Source organism: Vibrio sp. SCSIO 43009 (assembly GCF_023716525.1).
GTDB classification, from domain to species: Bacteria; Pseudomonadota; Gammaproteobacteria; order Enterobacterales; family Vibrionaceae; genus Vibrio; species Vibrio alginolyticus.
In genome coordinates, this window is record NZ_CP071843.1 from 575,789 (window position 1) to 598,085 (window position 22,297).

General features: G+C 48.7%; 3 protein-coding genes. All 3 read left to right on the forward strand.

The genetic code is table 11. The annotated features are described in order from the left end of the window. The first annotated feature begins 100 nt into the window (after window positions 1–100). The 3 genes from J4N43_RS18265 (at window position 101) to J4N43_RS18275 (ending at window position 22,259) form a co-directional block, all read left to right on the forward strand. Window positions 101–19,351 (forward strand): tandem-95 repeat protein, encoded by a 19,251-nt coding sequence (locus tag J4N43_RS18265; protein ID WP_252094194.1) that lies wholly within the window; start codon window positions 101–103, stop codon window positions 19,349–19,351. Between the two features lie 432 nt (window positions 19,352–19,783). Further along, complete coding sequence (locus J4N43_RS18270) at window positions 19,784–20,137, forward strand: hypothetical protein (protein WP_005375589.1); 354 nt, start codon at window positions 19,784–19,786, stop codon at window positions 20,135–20,137. A gap of 121 nt (window positions 20,138–20,258) precedes the next feature. Continuing rightward, window positions 20,259–22,259 (forward strand): HAMP domain-containing methyl-accepting chemotaxis protein, encoded by a 2,001-nt coding sequence (locus J4N43_RS18275; protein WP_062730943.1) that lies wholly within the window; start codon window positions 20,259–20,261, stop codon window positions 22,257–22,259. The last annotated feature ends 38 nt before the right edge of the window (window positions 22,260–22,297 follow it).

A 22,297-nucleotide genomic window follows, 5' to 3' on the forward strand; every position in this document is an offset into this window, starting at 1 on the left:
AAGGTATGAAAAAAGTTGTATAAAAAAGTTGGTTTCTAAAAATGGTGTCCTTTACTGCCTCTAAATACGATCAGTTAGCTAAAAAGCAACGGAGGCTGTAATGGCAGGCGACACTAATCAAGAAAAAGACAATGAAAAGCTTAACGATGCGGTAGAGCAAACAGAAACGAAGGATACGGGGACAAAAGAAGAAAAACAGCAGTCGACCGTCTCTTCGACTGTAGCGACTGGTGCTGAAAGTGCAGATGCTGTTGATGAAGCCAATCGTGCGATGGAAGAAAATCCTAGTGGCGCGGGTACGGAAGAAGAAGCAGTGAGCTCGGGTGGCGCAGTTCAAGAAGAGGATACTGAAAGTAGCAGCGACTCTGACGCTGCACAATCCAATGTTGTTGATAGTGTAGCTTCTAGCGGAGAATCAGGTGACGAGGCTCTGGGCAGCGGTGGTTCGGATTCTGGGGCGGGTGCCCAAGCGGTCGGTGGTGGTGATGCCTCTGGCTCTGAAGGTGGTTCGGACGCAGAAGGCAATGAAGCGCAAGGACAAGCGGTACAAACTTCATCTGCGCCAAGTGCTTCTTCAGACTCTGAAGGTTCTCAAGGTGGTGACGAGCTAGATTCAGAAACCACTGAAGAGAGCTTCGCGGTGGATGTACAAGACACCAGCGAAGAAACTACGACGCAAGTAGAAGACGATTTCGACTCCGAAACTACGAGCGAAACGTTCCAGATTAAAGTCGAAGGTGAAAATGACGCGCCAGAAGTAGGGCAAGATCTGGCATACATCATGGATGAAGATGGCACTATTACCTTCACTCAAGAACAACTTCTCGGATACGCGAGTGATGTTGATGGCGATGATCTTGCCGCATTCAACGTGCAAGTGGGTGCTAATGCATCGGTTGTGGATAATGGTGATGGCACTTATACCGTCACACCTGATACTGATTTTAATGGTGAACTCGGCTTAACGTTTGATATCAGTGATGGTCAAGAAACCATTTCTAGCTCGATTGATTTAACTGTTCGTCCAATCAATGACGCACCAGTGCCTGAAGATAAAACCTTTGAGGTGGAAGAGGACGGCACGCTGATCTTCACCGATGCTGACCTGCTTGCTGGCGCAACGGATATTGAAGGCGACAACCTAACCGTTGAAGGTGTGAGCTACGATGGTGGCGACGGCATCCTGACCGATAACGGTAATGGGACTTACACTTTTGCTCCAAATGAAAACTTCAATGGTGATGTGAACTTCAGCTTTGATGTGTCCGACGGCACAGATATGGTTTCTGCCAACATTGATGTCAGTGTTACGCCTGTCGATGACGCACCAGTATCAGGCAATCTTGCTTACTCGGTGGATGAAGATGGCTCGATTCGTTTGAGCCAAGAGCAGTTGTTGTCGCAAGCTTCCGATGTGGAAGGCGATGCACTGACGGCGTCTAACCTTTCGGTAGATGGCAACGCGACGGTGACTCAAAACGACGATGGTAGCTTCACTATCACGCCGGACGCAGATTTCAACGGAGATATCGACATCAGCTTCGATATCTCAGATGGCACGAACACCGTTCAAGCAACCGCTGATCTAACCGTTAACCCAATCAACGATTTGCCGGTTCCTCAAGACCAGCAGTTTAGCGTGGAAGAAGATGGCACGCTGATCTTTACGGACGCAGACCTGCTTACTGGCGCTACCGATATTGAAGGCGATAACCTCACCGTTGAAGGTGTGAGCTACGACGGTGGCGATGGCATCCTGACCGACAACGGTAATGGGACTTACACTTTTGCGCCAAATGAAAACTTCAATGGTGATGTGAACTTCAGCTTTGATGTGTCCGACGGCACAGATACGGTTTCTGCCAACATTGATGTAAGCGTTACACCTGTCGATGATGCGCCAGTATCAGGCAATCTTGCTTACTCGGTGGATGAAGATGGCTCGATTCGTTTGAGCCAAGAGCAGTTGTTGTCACAAGCTTCCGATGTGGAAGGCGATGCACTGACGGCGTCTAACCTTTCAGTAGATGGCAATGCGACGGTGACTCAAAACGACGATGGCAGCTTCACTATCACGCCAGACGCAGATTTCAATGGTGATATCGACATCAGCTTCGATATCTCAGATGGCACGAATACCGTTCAAGCAACCGCTGACCTAACCGTTAATCCAATCAACGATCTGCCGGTTCCTCAAGACCAACAATTTAGTGTGGAAGAGGACGGCACGCTGCAATTTACTGAAGCGGATCTGCTTGCAGGTGCTACCGACATTGAAGGCGATGACCTTTCTGTAACGGGAATCAGCTATGAAGGCACCGATGGCGTTCTAACTGACAATGGTGATGGCACATATAGCTTTGCGCCAAATGAGAACTTCAATGGCGATGTGAACTTCAGTTTCGACGTGTCTGATGGCACAGATACGGTTTCAGCGAATGTAGATGTGAGCGTCACGCCGGTGAATGATCCTCCTGTGGCTGGTTCAACGTCTTACACAGTTCACGAAGACAATTCTATTACCATTTCTGACGCGCAGCTGTTGGCAAACTCTTCGGATTTAGAAGGGGATGTCTCGATTGATAGCGTGAGCTACTCTGGCAGCGATGGTGTGTTGCAAATCAATGGTGACGGCACGTACACCTTCTCTCCAAATGAAAACTTTAATGGTGAAGTGACGCTTGATGTTGTCGTCGCTGATGAAGAAGGCGCAACGGATGCCACCACTGCTGGCATTACGGTGCTGGAAGTGAACGATCCACCAGTCGCAGGACCAACTTCTTACACCATTGATGAAGATTCAGTTCTGACCTTCAGTGAATCGCAAGTGCTGCTGAATGCCTCTGATGTGGAAGGCGATGTAGAGCTTGTTGGCATTAGTTACGATGGTCCGGATGGCATTTTCACCGTTAACGATGATGGCACGTGCAGCTTCGCGCCAAACGAGAACTTTAACGGGCAAGTTCAACTTGATGTGACCATTCGAGATGAAGATGGAGCAGAAGTTGATACCGTCATTAATGTGAATGTATTGCCAATCAATGATGCGCCAGTATCGGGTGATTTGGCTTACAGTGTTGATGAAGATGGAGCGATTACACTCAGCCAAGAGCAGCTTCTTTCTCAAGCGTCTGATATTGAGGGCGATGACCTGACTGCTAGCGATTTGACGGTCGATGGAAACGCAACCGTTACAGCGAACGATGATGGCAGCTTCACGATTACACCAGATGCGGACTTTAATGGTGACATTGATATCCAATTCAACATTACGGACGGTACAGACACTATCCAAGCAACGGCGGATCTAACGGTTAATCCGGTTAACGATCTTCCTGTTCCTCAAGACCAGCAGTTCAGTGTTGAAGAAGATGGCACGCTTCAGTTTACCGATGCAGACTTGCTTGCCGGCGCGACCGACATCGATGGCGATAACTTAACGGTTGATGGCATTAGCTACACTGGCAGCGATGGTGTGTTGACTGACCACGGCGATGGTACTTACACCTTTGCTCCAAATGAAAACTTTAACGGAGACGTCAGCTTTAGCTTTGGTGTTTCTGACGGTACTGAAACCGTACCAGCAAATGTGGACGTGAGCGTCACTCCAGTGAACGATCCTCCGGTTGCGGGTTCTACGTCTTACACGGTTGATGAAGACAACGCAATTACCATTTCCGACGAGCAGCTTCTGGCTAACTCTTCGGATGTGGAAGGCGCGGTGTCCATCGATAGCGTGACCTATTCAGGCACCGATGGCGTATTCCAAGACAACGGTGACGGTACTTACACCTTCATGCCGAATGAGAACTTCAGTGGTGATATCAGCCTTGATGTGATTGTGGCGGATGAGCAAGGTGCGATTGACGAAACGACCGCAGGCATTACGGTCATTGAAGTGAATGATCCTCCAGTTGCCGGTCCAACGTCTTACACGGTTGACGAAGATTCAGTACTGACATTCAGTGAGTCACAAATTCTTGCCAACGCATCTGATATCGAGGGCGATGTAGAGCTTGTTGGCATCAGTTATGAAGGCTCGGATGGTATCTTTACCGTCAATGGCGATGGTACTTGCAGCTTTGCACCAAACGAGAACTTCAATGGTCAAGTTCAGTTGGATGTGACCATTCAAGATGAGAACGGGGCAACCGTTGATACGCACATCAATGTCGACGTATTGCCAATCAACGATCCACCAGTATCGGGTGATTTGGCTTACACCATCAACGAAGACAGCTCAATCACGCTAAGCCAAGAGCAGCTGCTTGCCAAAGCGGGCGATATTGATAGCGAGAACCTTGAAGCCATCAATCTATCGACAGATGACAACGCGACAATTCAATACAACGATGATGGCAGTTACACCATCACACCGGATGAAAACTACAACGGCGACCTAGATCTGACCTTCGATATCATTGATAACGATGGTGGCTCGGTACAAGTTGGTCTGGATATTACGGTTAATCCTGTGAATGACTTGCCACAAGCGCAAGATCAACAGTTCACGGTAGAAGAAGATGGCACCCTGCTGTTCACGGATGCAGACCTATTGGAAGGCGCATCGGATATTGATGGCGATGATCTGTCTATCGAAAACGTTCTCTACACAGGTGCGGATGGTGTGCTTACCGACAATGGCGATGGCACTTACAGCTTCGCGCCGAATGAGAACTTCAACGGTGATGTTCAGTTCACATTCGATGTGTCTGACGGCACAGGTTCAACACCAGCATTCATTGATGTCAGCGTGACACCAGTGAACGATCCACCGGTGGCAGGTTCTACGTCTTACACGGTTCAAGAAGATGGTCAAATTACCATTAGTGACGAGCAGTTGCTAGCCAACTCTTCTGATGTGGAAGGCGACGTAGCCTTGGCGAATGTTAGCTACTCTGGTAACGACGGTAGCTTCGTGGACAATGGCGACGGCACATATACCTTCACGCCAAATGAGAACTTTGACGGTAACATTTCGCTCGACGTTACGGTTATTGACCAAGATGGTGCAACGGATACGACAACCGCAGGCATCGATGTTATCGCGGTGAATGACGCACCTGAAACATCAGGCATTCAAGCGGAGGTGGATGAAGATAACGCCATCACCATCACGCAAGAACAGTTGCTTGCGAATGCGACAGACATTGAAGGTGATGACCTTGTTGCCAGCAATCTACAAACCAATGACCCAGATGCGACGATCGTAGCCAACGATGATGGTTCATTCACGATTACGCATACGGAAAACTTTAACGGTGAGTTGGACTTCACTTACAACATCAGCGATGGCGAAAATGATGTTCTGACCACGTTGGATCTGACCGTTAATCCTGTCAACGATGCGCCAGAAGCGGGCGACGAGATCTTTATTCAAGCAGAAGAAGACCAAACCGTGGGTGTTTCTCTGCGTGAAGAGCCTGCGTTACGTCTCGACCAAGCCCCTGAAAATGGCATCATTGAAGCAAATCTAAATGACGAATGGGTACAGCTAGAAGTCGGGCAGGAGGTTCCTGCAGACACGGAAGTGCGCTTCATTCCAAATGATGATGCATTGGCGAACGGTACGCATACGAGTCAAATTGGTACCTTAGACGACAACGCTAGCCTTGATGATTGGGGTACTGCTGTTGACCCTTACACACGTGAGTTTGTTGATGGTGATTTGAAAGTTACCGTTCAAAGTAATGATGACCCACTCGGTGCGTGGAATGGTAAAACACACATTGGTCACGGTATTGGCGATACTGACCGCCAAGGCTTGAGCGGTGATGAAAAACTGACTGTGACCGTTGAAGGTCAAGACATCAACGAAATCAGCTTCCACCTAGATGGTCTAGGCGGCTGGTTTATGGAAGAGTCTCGCCACTTTACCGAAGTCGAAATTCGCGCGTTTAACTCTGATGGTGACTTGATCGACTCGATGACTTACCACAAAGAAGATCGTGGTAGCTATGAGACGGATTACACCCTAACGGTGAACGAGCCAGTGTCTTACTTTGAGTTAGGAACGATTCAAGGTAACGGTACTTACGTGGTTCAAAACATGACGGTTTCGCAAACTTGTCATGATGAAGCGGTGTTCACATCTATTGGCGTGGACGGCACGGAAATCACTGAAACGGTAGAACTGAATATCCGTGAAGGTGACAGTGAAATCGAACTGACCGCTGACCTGCCAAATGTGACCATCGATACCGAAGGTTCTACGCAGTTTGCCTCTGTGGTAATCACAGAAGAACAGCTTTTAGCACAAGCGAGTGATATCGATAGCGATGTTCTTGATATTCAAAACCTAGAGCTGGTGGGGGATAACGCGGAGCACGCTACGTTAACCGACAACGGCGATGGTACATGGACAGTCACACCAGATGAGAACTTCTACGGTGAGATTGAGCTTGGTTACCAAGTTACAGATGGTGAACTCACTGACGACAACATCATCAACATCAACTTTGAAGCAGTAAACGATGCACCAATTGTTTCTGGTCCGATTGTGTTGTCGACTGATGAGGATGTGGGCATTACGTTTAGCGCGGATGATTTGCTTGCCAATGCAAGTGACGTGGAAGGCGATGCGCTGTCTATCTCTGATATCTCTTACAGCGGTGATAACGGTGAGCTTGTCGACAATGGCGACGGCACTTACACCTTTATGCCGAATGAAAACTTCAATGGTGAAGTCGACATCGATTACAAAGTCTTCGATGGCACCGATGAAGTCGATACCCATCTAGATCTGACCGTTATTCCAGTCAACGATGTGCCAGTTCCTGGTGCGCCGCTGCATACTCAAATGCTAGAAAACGGCACCATCATCATCGAAGTAAAAGACCTGTTATCAGGTGCGACTGATGTGGATGGCGACATTCTGCATATCGAGAACCTGCTGCTTGTTGACCAGTCACAAGGTACGTTGACAGACAACGGCGACAACACCTTTACCTTCGAGCCAACTTCGAACTTCTACGGTGAAGTGAACCTGACCTTCGACATCAGCGACGGTCAAGCAAGTGCACCAAGCACAGCGAAGATCGATGTTGAGATCGTCAACGAAGGTCCAGAGGTCAGCGGTCCTGTTGATGCGGTCGTCGATGAAGATGGCTCAATTACCATCACTCAAGAAGACTTGTTAGCGAACGCGACGGACGTGGATGGTGACAACCTTGAAGCGGTGAACCTGTCGACCAACGATCCTAATGCAACCATCGTTGAGAACGCTGATGGTAGCTTCACGATTACACCGAGCGAAAACTTCTTTGGTGAAATTGAATTTACTTATGACGTAACTGACGCGATTGAAACCGTCGCCGCGGATCTAAACCTTACCGTTAATCCAGTGAACGACCTGCCAGATGTGCCTGATTTGTCCTTCACCACAGAAGACGGCGAAGCCATCACGATTACTGAAGCAGAGCTGCTGGCTCAAGCGACGGACATCGAAGGCGATGACTTATCTGTTGTGAACGTGACGAGTTTAAGCGACACGGTTCAAGTGACAGACAATGGCGATGGCACTTACACGTTAACGCCAGAGCAGGGCTTCTTTGGTAATGTTGACCTCACGTTTGATGTAAGCGATGGCACCGATGTGGTGGCGGCAAACATCGACTTGAAAGTTGAGTTCGTCAACGACGCACCAGAAGCAGCACCAATCGTGGCAGACGTGGACGAGGATGGTTCTATTCTCGTGACACAAGAAATGCTGCTTGAAAACGCTAGCGATCAAGATGGTGATGACCTATACGCAACGGCACTAGAAACCAATGATCCGAATGCCTCTATCGTGGATAACGGCGACGGCACCTTTACCGTTACACCTTCACAGCACTTCAATGGAGACATCGAGTTTACTTATGAAGTGAGCGACGGTGAATTGAGTGTTGCCAATGAAATGACATTGACGGTGAACCCAGTTAATGACATTCCAATTGTTGCACCTGGCATGTACCACATTGAAGAGGATGGCAGCATCCTGTTCACGCAAGAAGATCTGCTAAGTGGCGCGATTGATATTGATGGTGATGACCTCACTGTTACGAGCATTAACTACTCGGGTGATGAAGGTACTGTAACGGACAACGGTGACGGTACATTTAGCTTCGTACCAGAAGAGCACTTCAGTGGTGACTTACAGTTCAGCTTTACGGTTTCTGACGGTACGGATGAAGTTGAACAAGACATTAATGTCCATATCGAAGCCGTAGCAGATGCGCCAGACCTAGTCATCACTGATGGCGACGGTCGAAACGTGGATGACCAAGCGATCTTGGTTGAGCCAGGCGGTATTGTTGAAGTGAACATCGCCGCAGCATTGGTTGACCAAGACTTGTCAGAAACGCTGACTGTGACCGTTGATGGTGTTCCAGAAGGTTCAGTGATCAGCTACGACAACGAAGGGGTACTTAACGATCAAGACAACGGTATCACCAGTTTCAATGATACTGAAATCACGGTTACCTTTGAAGGTGAAACCGCGGGTTACCAAAACGCAGCTGGCTATTACAAAGTTGATGAAGACGGCAATATCACGGGCGTTGAAGTGGTGTACGAAAACGCCTCTCAAGTTGGCGGAGGCGGTGACCTCATTCCGGGACAAGATCAGTTCAGCTTCCAAATCTCGGAAGGGGAAAGCTTCAACCTATTCTTGATTCCTAACGGTCATAACTTCAATGACTTTGCGTCCATGCAAGATGGTCAGTATGAGTTCCGTGCGGCAGATGGCTCTCCTGCGAACATGGATACGGTCGACCCACAACTCGTGTTTGTGGGTGCTGATGGTTCTGAAACCGTGATTCAAAGCCAATTTGGTGATGCAGTCTTCCATGGCGGCACAAGCTCAGAGCTCAACCAAGATGGCATTGAACATACTCGAACTACTGTGAACGAAGACGGTGAACTGGTTTACGGCTTTGAAGATCTCTACGGTGGCGGCGATGCCGATTATAGTGACTTCAACTTCACCATTGATGTAGGTGAAGTGAACAGCCAGATCTACAGTGGTGAAGTAACAGTCGGTCCAGATGGTTCTGTAACGCTTCCAACCACAGCAATTGAACAAGAGCTACAGATTCAATTGCCAGAAGACTTTAACCAACAGTTAGAAATCAATGTAACGGCAACGGCGACAGAGCTATCAAATAATGATTCTGAAACCGTTTCTCAAACCATCTACGTCAATGCAACGGGTGCTCACATTGAACATACGCCTGAAGCATTGCCTGTTTCTGCTGTGGTTGAAGAAGATGGTTCAATCCTAATCACGCAAGAAGATTTGCTCGCTAATGCGCGTGACTTGGATGGAGACCAACTGACAGCACTGAACTTGGCAACGGATGATGAAAATATCACCATCACAGACAATGGTGACGGTACTTACACCTTAACGCCAGATGCGGACTTTAATGGTGACATCACCTTTACGTTCGATGTGTCTGACGGCGATGATGTTGTCTCAACCAACCTTGAGTTATTGGTGTCACCAGTTAACGATGCGCCTGAACCACAAGATCAAGCGTTCACCATTGGTGAAGATGGTGTGCTGACCTTTACTGATGCGGATCTCCTAACAGGCGCTACCGATATTGAAGGGGATGACTTATCTGTTGAGGGCGTCACTTACACAGGGGCGGACGGTGTTCTTACTGACAATGGTGATGGCACATATAGCTTCGCACCAAACGAGAACTTTAATGGCGACGTGAACTTCACTTTCGATGTTTCCGATGGCACGGATACCGTGACGGCGAATATCGACGTAAGCGTGACGCCGGAGAACGATCCACCGGTTGCAGGCAGCACGGCTTACACCGTTCATGAAGACAATTCGATTACCATTAGTAACGAACAGCTGTTGGCTAACTCGTCTGATATAGAAGGCGAAGTGGCGATTGATAGCGTGAGCTACAGCGGTAACGATGGCGTGCTGGAAATCAACGGTGATGGTACGTACACCTTCTCACCAAACGAAAATTTCAGCGGCGAGGTGAGCCTAGATGTTGTCGTTGTCGATGAAGATGGTGCAACGGACTCGACCACTGCAGGCATTACTGTGATTGAGGTAAATGACCCACCAATCGCAGGTCCTACCGCATACACTATCGATGAAGACCAAGTTCTAACCTTCAGTGAATCGCAAGTGCTACTGAATGCTTCGGATGTTGAAGGGGATGTTGAGCTAGTAGGCATCAGCTACGACGGTCCAGATGGCATCTTCTCAGTAAACGGTGATGGTACTTGTAGCTTTGCACCGAATGAAAACTTCAACGGTCAAGTACAGTTGGATGTGACCATTCGCGATGAAGATGGCGCAGGGGTTGATACTTACATCACAGTCGATGTCTTACCAATCAATGATGCACCTGTATCTGGTAACTTGGCGTACAGCGTTGATGAAGACAATTCAATTACGCTAAGCCAAGAGCAGCTACTTGCTCAAGCATCGGATGTAGAAGGTGATGCGCTGACTGCGTCTAACCTAGTGGTTGACGGTGATGCAACGGTTACGGCAAACGACGATGGTAGCTTCACTATCACGCCAGATGCGAACTTCAATGGCGACATTGATATCACGTTCGATATCAACGACGGCAGCGATACTATTGTTGCAACGGCGGACCTAACCGTTAACCCAGTTAATGATTTGCCGCAGCCAGAAGATCAAGCGTTCACCATTGGTGAAGATGGCGTGTTGACCTTCACTGATCAAGACCTGTTGGATGGTGCAACGGACATCGATGGCGATGATCTATCGGTAGAAGGTGTCACTTACACAGGCGCGGACGGTGTCCTAACTGACAATGGCGATGGTACATATAGCTTCGCACCGAATGAGAACTTCAATGGTGATGTGAACTTCACCTTCGATGTTTCCGATGGCACGGACACCGTGACTGCGAATATCGATGTGACAGTCACACCAGAGAACGATCCACCAGTGGCAGGTAGCACATCTTACACAGTGCATGAAGACAACTCGATCACCATCAGTAACGAACAGCTGTTGGCTAACTCGTCTGATATAGAAGGCGAAGTGGCGATTGATAGCGTGAGCTACAGCGGCACAGATGGTGTGTTCCAAGACAATGGTGACGGTACGTACACCTTCTCGCCAAACGAGAACTTCAATGGCGAAGTGAGCCTAGATGTTGTCGTAGTAGATGAAGACGGTGCGACGGACTCAACCACCGCTGGCATTACTGTTCTTGAGGTGAACGATCCACCAATCGCAGGTGCGACTAGCTACTCAGTGAACGAAGACGAAGTCATCACCATTAGCTCTGAACAGCTATTGGCGAACGCTTCTGATGTTGAAGGTGAAGTTGCGATTGATAGCGTCAGCTACAGCGGCTCCGACGGTATCTTTACTGACAACGGCGATGGCACATTCAGCTTCGCACCAAACGAAAACTTCAACGGTGACGTCAGTCTAGATGTTGTTGTGACCGATGAAGATGGTGCAACGGTAGCAACCAATGCCAACATCGATGTTCTTCCTGTCAATGATGCTCCGGTATCAGGTGATTTGGCTTACAGCGTGGATGAAGATGGTTCTATCACTCTCAGCCAAGAGCAACTTCTTGCACAAGCAGGCGACGTGGATGGTGATGACCTAACTGCATCCAACCTGACTGTTGACGGCAATGCGACCGTTGTTGCAAACGATGACGGCAGCTTCACAATCACACCGGATGCAGACTTCAATGGCGACATTGATCTGAGCTTCGACATTACGGACGGCAGCGACACTATTGTTGCAACGGCTGACCTGACGGTTAATCCAGTTAACGACCTACCACAGCCAGAAGATCAAGCGTTCACCATTGGTGAAGATGGCGTCTTGCTGTTCACTGATGAAGATCTGCTTGATGGCGCAACGGATATCGATGGCGATGACCTATCGGTAGAAGGTGTGAGCTACACTGGTGCAGATGGTGTCCTAACCGACAACGGTGATGGCACTTACAGCTTCGCGCCAAACGAGAACTTCAATGGCGACGTGAACTTTACCTTCGATGTTTCTGACGGCACGGATACCGTGACCGCAAATATCGACGTAAGCGTGACGCCAGAGAATGATCCACCAGTGGCAGGCAGCACGTCTTACACCGTACACGAAGACAATTCGATCACCATCAGTAACGAGCAGTTATTGGCTAACTCATCTGACGTCGAAGGCGAAGTCGCGATTGATAGTGTCAGCTACAGTGGCGCAGATGGCGTGTTCCAAGACAATGGTGACGGCACTTACACCTTCTCGCCAAACGAGAACTTCAATGGTGAAGTGAGCCTTGACGTTGTGGTTGTCGATGAAGACGGTGCGACGGATTCAACCACCGCAGGTATTACGGTACTTGAGGTGAACGATCCACCAATCGCAGGCGCGACCAGCTACTCAGTGAACGAAGATGAAGTCATCACCATTAGCTCTGAGCAGCTATTGGCGAATGCTTCTGACGTTGAAGGTGATGTCGCGATTGATAGCGTCAGCTACAGCGGCTCCGACGGTATCTTTACTGACAACGGCGACGGTACATTCAGCTTCGCACCAAACGAAAACTTCAACGGTGATGTTAGCCTAAATGTTGTCGTTGTTGATGAAGACGGTGCAACTGCGTCAACCAATGCAAGCATCGATGTATTGCCAATCAATGATGCGCCAGTATCAGGTGATTTGGCATACAGCGTGGATGAAGACGGTTCTATCACGCTAAGCCAAGAGCAGCTTCTTGCTCAAGCCGGCGACGTGGATGGCGATGACCTAACGGCATCTAACCTCACTGTTGACGGCAATGCGACCGTTGTTGCGAATAATGACGGCAGCTTCACTATCACACCGGATGCGGACTTCAATGGCGACATTGATCTGAGCTTCGACATTACGGACGGCGATGCGACCATTCAAGCCACTGCCGATCTGACTGTGAACCCAGTGAACGACCTACCAACGGTTGGTCAGCCACAGTTCGTCACGCAAGAAGACACAAGCTTCACCTTCACCGAAGAGCAACTGCTGCAAAATGCAGGTGATATCGATGGTGATAACCTAACGGTTGAAAACGTTGCTTCTGACAGCGGTACTTTGGTTGATAACGGTGACGGCACGTACACCTTCGCACCAAACGAAAACTTCGATGGCAACGTGAACGTGACGTTTGACGTCAACGATGGCACCGCAACCGTGCCAGCAGAAGCGAACATTGATGTTCAATCTGTGGTTGATATGCCAGAGCTGTCTATTGCTTCAGACTTGGTGATTGCGTCTGATAACTTCGAGTCTGGCTCGAACGGTTGGAACGCGAACACTGAAAGCTCTCAAGGCTTCGAAACGGGCGATATGCTGGGTCGTATTGGTGGCACTGGCGGTGATGAAGCGGTCAGCAAAACCTACGAGATCCCAAGCGATGTCAATGAAGTGAATATCTCATTTAGCTTCTACGAAATCGATTCTTGGGATGGCGAGTCGTTCCAAATCTTTGTGGGCGGTGAACAGCTAACCACCTTGGAAAACTCCGCGTTCCGTACTCAAGATGGTACGACAACGCTTTACGACTCAGATGGTAATGAAGTGGGTGAAGTGATCCACGGAGCCTCTCAACGTGAAGGCTTCAGTGGTTGGAATGACCAAGCTCACCAAATCAACCTAACGGTTCCTGTCGAGGATGGTGAATTGCAACTGGGCTTCGGCTCAACCTTGAATCAAGACGTTTGGGATGAATCGTTCGGTATCGACAACATCGAAATCACGGTAGCGGATGCGGATTACCAAATCATTGGTACCGAAGATACACCTGTGCCGCTTGATATCGATGCAGCATTGACCGATACCGATGGCTCAGAAAACCTCGCTATCTTGATTGAAGATGTGCCAGAAGGCAGCGCATTATCAGCGGGTGTTGATAATGGCGACGGCACTTGGTCACTACAACCAGGCGAGCTAGAAGGACTAGAGTTTATCCCTTCTGCGGACTTCAATGGCGATGTGACGCTAACCGTGAATGCAACCTCTACGGATGTAGATACCGGAACCACGGCGACAGCGACGCAAGATGTGACGATTCATATCTCGCCAACCAATGATGCACCAGAAGTGACGGGTGATATCACTGCGGTAACTGCTGAAGACAACAGCATTACGCTGACTCAAGAGCAGTTACTGGAGCACGCTGTTGATATTGATGGTGACGATCTGAGCGCAATCAACCTGAGCACCAATGATGAAAATGCAACGGTTGAAATGAACGAGGATGGCAGCTTCACCATTACTCCGAGCGAGAACTTCTACGGTGACATTGAGTTTAGTTACGATGTCACGGATGGCGAAGAAGTGGTTGCGGCTGGTCTCGACTTAACGGTAACGCCAGTCAATGACGCACCAGAGCCACAAGATCAAGCGTTCACTGTGGGTGAGGACGGTCTTCTTACCTTCACCGATGCTGACTTGTTAACAGGCGCGACGGATGTAGAAGGTGACAACCTAACAGTTGAAGGCGTGACTTACACAGGTGCAGACGGTGTTCTCACCGACAATGGTGACGGCACTTACAGCTTCGCACCGAATGAGAACTTCAATGGCGATGTGAACTTCACTTTCGATGTTTCCGATGGCGCGGATACCGTGACGGCAAATATCGATGTAACAGTTACGCCAGAGAACGATCCACCAGTTGCGGGCAGCACGTCTTACACAGTGCATGAAGACAACTCGATCACCATCAGTGACGAGCAACTACTGGCTAATTCGTCTGATATCGAGGGTGATGTTGCGATCAGCAGCGTGAGCTACAGCGGTAACGACGGTGTGCTAGAAATTAATGGCGATGGTACTTACACCTTCTCACCAAACGAAAACTTTACAGGCGATGTTAGCCTAGATGTTGTCGTGGTTGACGAGGACGGCGCGGTTGATACAACAACAGCGGGTATTACCGTTCTTGAGGTGAACGATCCACCAATCGCAGGTACAACCAGTTACACCATTGATGAAGATGAAGTTATCACCATCAGCGCAGAACAGTTGTTGGCAAACTCTTCCGATATTGAAGGTGAGGTAGCACTAGATAGCGTGAGCTACAGTGGCAGCGAAGGTATCTTTACCGACAATGGTGATGGTACGTTTAGCTTTGCACCAAACCAAAACTTCAATGGTGAAGTGAATCTTGATGTTGTAGTCGTGGACGAAGATGGTGCGACCGCATCGACGACGGCAAACATTGATGTTCTGCCAATCAATGATGCGCCAGTATCGGGTGACTTGGCTTACAGTGTCGACGAAGACAACTCAATCACGCTAAGCCAAGAACAATTGTTGGCACAAGCAACGGATGTAGAAGGTGATGCACTAACTGCTTCCAACCTAGTGGTTGACGGTGATGCAACGGTTACTGCAAACGATGATGGCAGCTTTACCATTACGCCTGATGCGAACTTCAATGGTGACATTGATATCACGTTTGATATCAGTGATGGTTCTGACACCTTGGTCGCGACGGCAGATCTAACGGTTAATCCAGTTAACGACCTACCACAGCCAGAAGATCAAGCGTTCACAGTGGGTGAGGACGGTCTTCTTACCTTCACAGACGCAGACTTGTTAACAGGCGCGACGGATGTAGAAGGTGACAACCTAACTGTTGAAGGCGTGACTTACACAGGTGCTGACGGTGTCCTAACTGACAATGGTGATGGCACATACAGCTTCGCGCCAAACGAAAACTTCAATGGCGACGTGAACTTTACCTTCGATGTTTCTGATGGCACGGATACCGTGACCGCAAATATCGACGTAAGCGTGACGCCAGAGAACGATCCACCAGTAGCAGGCAGCACGTCTTACACGGTGCATGAAGATAATTCGATCACCATCAGTAACGAACAACTATTGGCTAACTCATCTGACGTCGAAGGCGAAGTAGCAATCGACAGCGTCAGCTACAGCGGCGTAGATGGCGTGTTCCAAGACAACGGTGACGGTACTTACACCTTCTCGCCAAACGAGAACTTCAATGGTGAAGTGAGCCTAGATGTTGTTGTGGTAGATGAAGACGGTGCGACGGATTCAACCACCGCGGGTATTACGGTACTTGAGGTGAACGATCCACCAATCGCAGGTGCGACAAGTTACTCTGTCAATGAAGACGAAGTTATTATCTTCACGGAAGAGCAACTGCTAGCGCAATCAAGCGATGTGGAAGGTGACGTAAGCCTAGAAAGCGTCTCTTACAGTGGTAGCGACGGCATTCTAACGGCGAATGACGATGGCACTTATAGCTTCGCACCAAATGAAAACTTCAACGGTGGCGTAAGTCTAGATGTAGTAGTGGCTGATGAAGACGGTGCAACTGCGACAACCAACGCGAACATTGATGTATTGCCAGTCAACGATGCTCCGGTATCTGGCGATTTGGCTTACAGCGTCGATGAAGACGGTTCAATCACATTGAGTCAAGAGCAGTTACTGGCTCAAGCGGGTGACGTCGACAGCGATAATCTAGAAGCAGTGAACTTAACCGCGGTAGCCAATGCAACCGTTATTGAGAACCAAGATGGTAGCTTTACGATTACGCCTGATGCGAACTTCAATGGCGATATCGACCTAAGTTTCGACTTGATTGATAACGATGGTGCGAGCGTGGAAGTGGGCGTTGACCTAACGGTGAACCCAATTAACGATGCGCCGCAATCAACGCCAGTGAATATTGCTGGCACCGAAGATACCACCATTCTTATCACGCAGGACATGTTGCTTGCTAACGCGACAGACATCGATAACACCTACGACGAACTGTCTGCTGTCGACTTAGTGATTGATGAGCAATACGGTGACTTGCTAGACAACGGTGATGGTACTTGGTCATTCACTCCGGCTGAGAACTTCAATGGTGATGTGCCAATGTCGTTCGGCGTCAGCGATGGTGATTTAGTTACGCCGGTTGAAGGCAATCTAAACGTCGAAGCGGTTAACGATGCACCAGAAGCGCCAACCATCCAGATGCAAGGCGAAGAAGATGTGGTCATGGTGATTGACCCAGCTTACATCGCTGATCAAGTTACGGATCTTGATGGTGACGAAATCAGCGTAGAAAGCATCACGGTTCGTGCTCCTGCAAACGCGACATTAACTCAGCAGCCAGATGGTATGTACCACTTGGTGACCACTCAAGACTTCAATGGTTTGGTGGAACTGGGCTACACCGCGACGGATGGTGAAGAAGTGGTTGAAGGCTCGTTGAATGTGGATGTTATTCCAGTCAACGATGCTCCATTCAATGTGGGTAATGCCTTTATGGCAACCGACGAGGATGGCGCATTCACCTTCGACGCTGGCGACTTGATGAACTTGTTCGGCGATATCGACACTGAAAACCTAGTCGTATCACGCATTATCACCGCAGAAGGTGAAGATGGTGGTGAGGTAACGGACAACGGTGACGGTACTTGGACATTCACACCGACTGGCGATTTTGCAGGGGTTTCTGACTTGCAAGTTGTGGTAAGTGACGGTGAGTTTGAGACGGTACTTGATGTACCAGTGTTTGTTCGCCCTGTTGCCGATGGCGCAGTCATCACAACCGACCATGATGGTCCGTTAGTCTTCGGTGAGGACGAAACAGGTCACCTAGGCTTGAATGTCGGTCTAATCGACGATTCAGAAACGCTAAGTAACCTAGTGATGACTGGTTTCCCTGTTGGCTTCGAAGTTACGGATGGTTTGAACACCGTTACCATCACGGAACCGGGTCAATACATCGACTTGAACGAGTGGGATATCTCAGACCTGCAAATGACGCCTCCGGCTGACTTTAATGGCGAGTTCTTCGTAACCGTGACCGCAACAACGGTGGATTATGGTGACGAGCCAGAAGAGTTCGAAGATGGCATCGATTCAGGTGACTTCGAAACCCTAGCGGGTGAGCCAGTTATACTAACCGCAGATGACCTAATCGGATTGGCAGAGAATGTGGACGCTGACGCGGGTGATGAAGTGAAATTCGTTCACCTAGCTGATCGCAACCAAGGTGAAATAGTCGATAACGGTGATGGCACATGGACATTCAATCCAGCACCAGGCTTTACTGGTGAAGCGGATATCGCTTACGTGATTGATAAAGACGGTGTGCTTCATGATGAGCAAACAGGTGTGGTCGTGAAAGAAGATGCGCCACAAGAGAATGCTTCACCAGAAATCGACAGCATTTCTACCACAGAAATGGCAGCGGATGGCACCTTGTCGTTCACCAATGATGACATGCTATCGACCTTGAGCGATGCAGAAGGCGACAGCTTGAGCATTGAGTCAGTGAGCCTAATGGAAGGTCAAGGTGTGATAGAGACCGATAACCAAGGTAACTACCAATTCACACCAGCAGAAGGCTACACCGGAGATGTTCAAGTTGGCTTCATTGCAACTGACGGTGAAAACCGCATTGAGAGCTTCTTTAATGTCGACATCCAAGGTGAAGGTGAAACCACAACCAGCGAAGGCTACGCACTGGCTGATGATGGTTCACTAACACTAACGGAAGCACAGTTGATTGATGAACTTGGCATTAGCCCTTCAGCAGAAGTGTTGGATGTCGCCGATGCAAACGATGCTGGTTTCTTCGCGAAATCAGGTGATGAAGAGTGGACATACTGGCCGAACGATGACTTCGATGGCAATTTGGCTATGGATGTTCAGGTTAACGATAACGGTGAAGTATCGACTCAGAATCTGAGCATCCAAGTTGCGGACGATTCAGCGCAAAGCGACGAGCCACAAATCCAAACTGCTCAAGCATCATCAGAGCAGCAAGTCGGCGAAGCGCAACAGCTTGAAGAGCAAGCAGCAAACGGTGCAGACAGTGAAGAGGAGAGCGCAGCTGATGTGACTGCAGCACCAGGCGATACCATTTCTATCTCGGTTCCAGATGAGGTCAGTGGTAACGAATCGGTGGATTATGCAGAAATGTCCGGTCTACCTGATGGTGCATCAGTAAGCAACGCACTGGATAATGGCGATGGCAGCTTCACATTAAGTGGCAACCTGAACCAACCAGTATCGGTTGACTTACCAGAAGGTTACGAAGGTACGAGCGAAATCCAATTCCAAGGTTACGACGAATTGGGCAGCGCAGTAGAAGGTGCGAGTGGCACAGTTGAAGTTGAAGTCGATGATCAATACACCATGCAAGGTTCTGCTCAAGATCAGCAACCAGATATGGCGGGTATGGAATCTGGCGGCAGCGACTGGACAAGTGCGGGAGGTCAAGACCAAGGTGTTGACTTCACGGATGACTCTGGCAGCTTCGACTCGGATACTCAAACGGGTACTGACCAAGGCAACGATTTCGATCAAAGCTCAATGTAACCAGTCCTAGACAAGGGCAGTGTCATTGCTGCCCGAACCAAAGCCATGCAGAGCCTACTTTGCATGGCTTTTTTGTTGGGCTTCTTTCTATGAGCTGTAGAAAAAAACTTGGAAATTGAAAAAAGTATTCTTAGCTAGTTTATACCCCAGTAACCTCGAGATGTTAGGTTCAGCGAGAATGGCTTGGTTTGTAGACGCGGCGGCGATTTAAAGGTCTAGTGGGTCTAAATCAAGAATCGACAACAAAGTATACAAACCAAGACAGCTCGCCCTTCGGGAGCGTGTCATTGACTCGGCTTCTGTGTCAAACAACTTGGAAAGAGCTGACTATTACGCTGCGTTGTTTTCCTTGACCCCGAATCAATGACAACGCTCTGAATCTTGCATCTTGAAGTCACTTGGGTATAAGAGTCATTTACAAGGAGGAGCGACATGTACCGTTATGTCAGTTCGCCAAAAGCATCGAAGTACATAGTGCCACCACCACAGCATCGTGAGTTGTCGAGTATCGATGTGCCGGAGTCAGAACTAGAGATGCGTGAAATTCTGAACAATTGGTTTGCCGATGGATTGGCGCCCATCATTCAGAATGAAGACAATTACATTTCTGCTAATGAGCAGCAGCGCTTTGAGCAGCTCAGCCGTACGGTGGGCGTGCTACTGCGTAACAAAGATTACTACTTTGCCACCAAGCGGATTCTCTCGTTGTGGGAGCAAGACTGCTTAGAAACCACTTACGTTAATTATCTGATTTTACGTAGTGAGCGCATACCATACTTCGAATAAGTCCCATTTCTTGGCTTGAAATAGTGGTTTACATGGTTTTCTTAGTAACTTTTGATACCCGTATTTAACATTTTTGTAAACATCGTTATATTTAAGGCTCATCGTTGTCAGGAGTTTATGGATGAACCTTACGATATCAGGGAAGTTGCAGCTCAGTTTTGTGCTGCTAGCCGTACTTTTTATGGCATCAGCGGTATTCACGTATCGCAACGTCACTACCGTAGAGCAATACGCCTCTTCGTTACTTAAATCCGATTTACCGACCGTCGACACCAGTCGCGGTATCCAACAGTCCGTTCAAGCGTCGCTGTCCTCGATTCGAGCCTACATGTTGCTAGGTGGCGATGAAGAGGCGAGTGCACGTCTGAGTGAGGACGTACGCAATATCATGGCATCTACAGACGAGTCACTTCCGACGTTGCAGGCGTTGATCTCTGAACAGGATTTTCAAGCGATCCAAAGCCAGTGGGACGCGGTAAAAGTCTCTTTGAACAAGCTGATTGAGCTCAGTCACAGTGATGAGAACTTACCCGCGCATAACCTCTTTATTAACGAAGCGGCACCCATTGCAGAAGTGGCACTTGACCAGCTTCAAAGCTTAATCAATGAAGAGTCGGGAAATCCATTTGGTGGAGACAGAAAGCGTTTGTTTAAAGTCTACGCCGACAGTTATACCTCCCTTGCCAATGCACTGTCTGCTTTGCGAGATTTCCTGTTGTACGGGCAGCAAGAGCATTTGGACAAATACCACGACTTGATTAAATACCACAATCAGTCCGTGGCGGAAATCGACAGCAAACTCGACAGACTTACCGATAACGACCAATCACTGTGGTCACTGTTTAAAGAAATGCAGCAACTGTACTTTCCTTTAGCAGAGCAGGTGATTGCATTGCGTCAATCGCCAGAATGGAACGAATCAAACTTGTTAATGGCGAATGAACTGTTGCCAGCAGCGGATGCACTAGACCAAAGTTTAGAAACGATTGTATTGGCTCAGCAAAGTCGTGCTGATCAAAGTGGACAGGGTATTAATCAGTCGATCAAGAACGTACTGACCACTATGTTGATTGCAGCAGCATTAGTTTTGTTTGCCGCAGTAGCGATTTCAAAATACATGGGCAACACCATTGGTCGCCGAGTGAAAAACTTATCGGAGCGTGCAAAGACGATCGCTTCAGGAGACGTTTCTCAGCCTCCGCTCACTGTTGTTGGGAAAGATGAATTGGCAGACCTTACCGATTCGATTAACCGCATGAACCAATCGTTAGCGAGCATCGTCGCAGGGGTGAGTGAAAAAGCGCACCAAGTGGATACCAGCATGGGAGCTTTGTTGGAATCGGCGCAAGTCACTTCATCGAATGTTGAACAGCAACAGACCAGCATTGTTGAAATGGGAAGCCAATTGGATGAAATCGCTTTAGCAGCGCGTAACACTCTAGATCAAGCCAATCAATCTGTGCAGAAGCTTTCTGATTCAAAAGGCGAGATTGAACAAGGTCGCGATGCTTTAGAGCAAAACAAAGTCACCATGGAAAGTTTGCACGGCAGCATTGAAACTGCGAGTACGCAAGTCACACAGCTAAGCAAAGAGAGCGAAGCCATTGGTCGAGTGACGGAAGTGATTGAAGGTTTGGCAGAGCAAACTAACTTACTGGCATTGAATGCCGCGATAGAAGCAGCGCGCGCAGGTGACCAAGGGCGAGGCTTTGCGGTTGTGGCGGACGAAGTGCGTATGTTAGCGACGCGCACTACTCAATCGACGACGGAAATCAACGGCATTATCAACGCGATTCAACGCTCGACCAATTCGGTGGTTGAGGAGATTGAACACAGTCAATCACTTGCGGAGCAGGGCGCTGAGCACATTGAAAAAGCGGTAACTCGTTTGCTTGTTACTACTGAGCAAATAGGTTCCTTGAATGAACAAATGGCAGAGCTTGCGGCAGCGGCAGAGCAGCAATCTCATGCGACCAATTCGATCACTGGATTGATGTCCGGTATTACTCAATCAGTTGATGAGGTTTCGAATAACAGCCAACGTGCATCAGAGACATCATTGCAAGTAAAAGAGCAAGTTACCGAGCTGAATCAACAGATGGCAACTTTCAAAACGGCATAGATAAGGTTTACGTCTGTTCATCGACTTTTGAACATTAA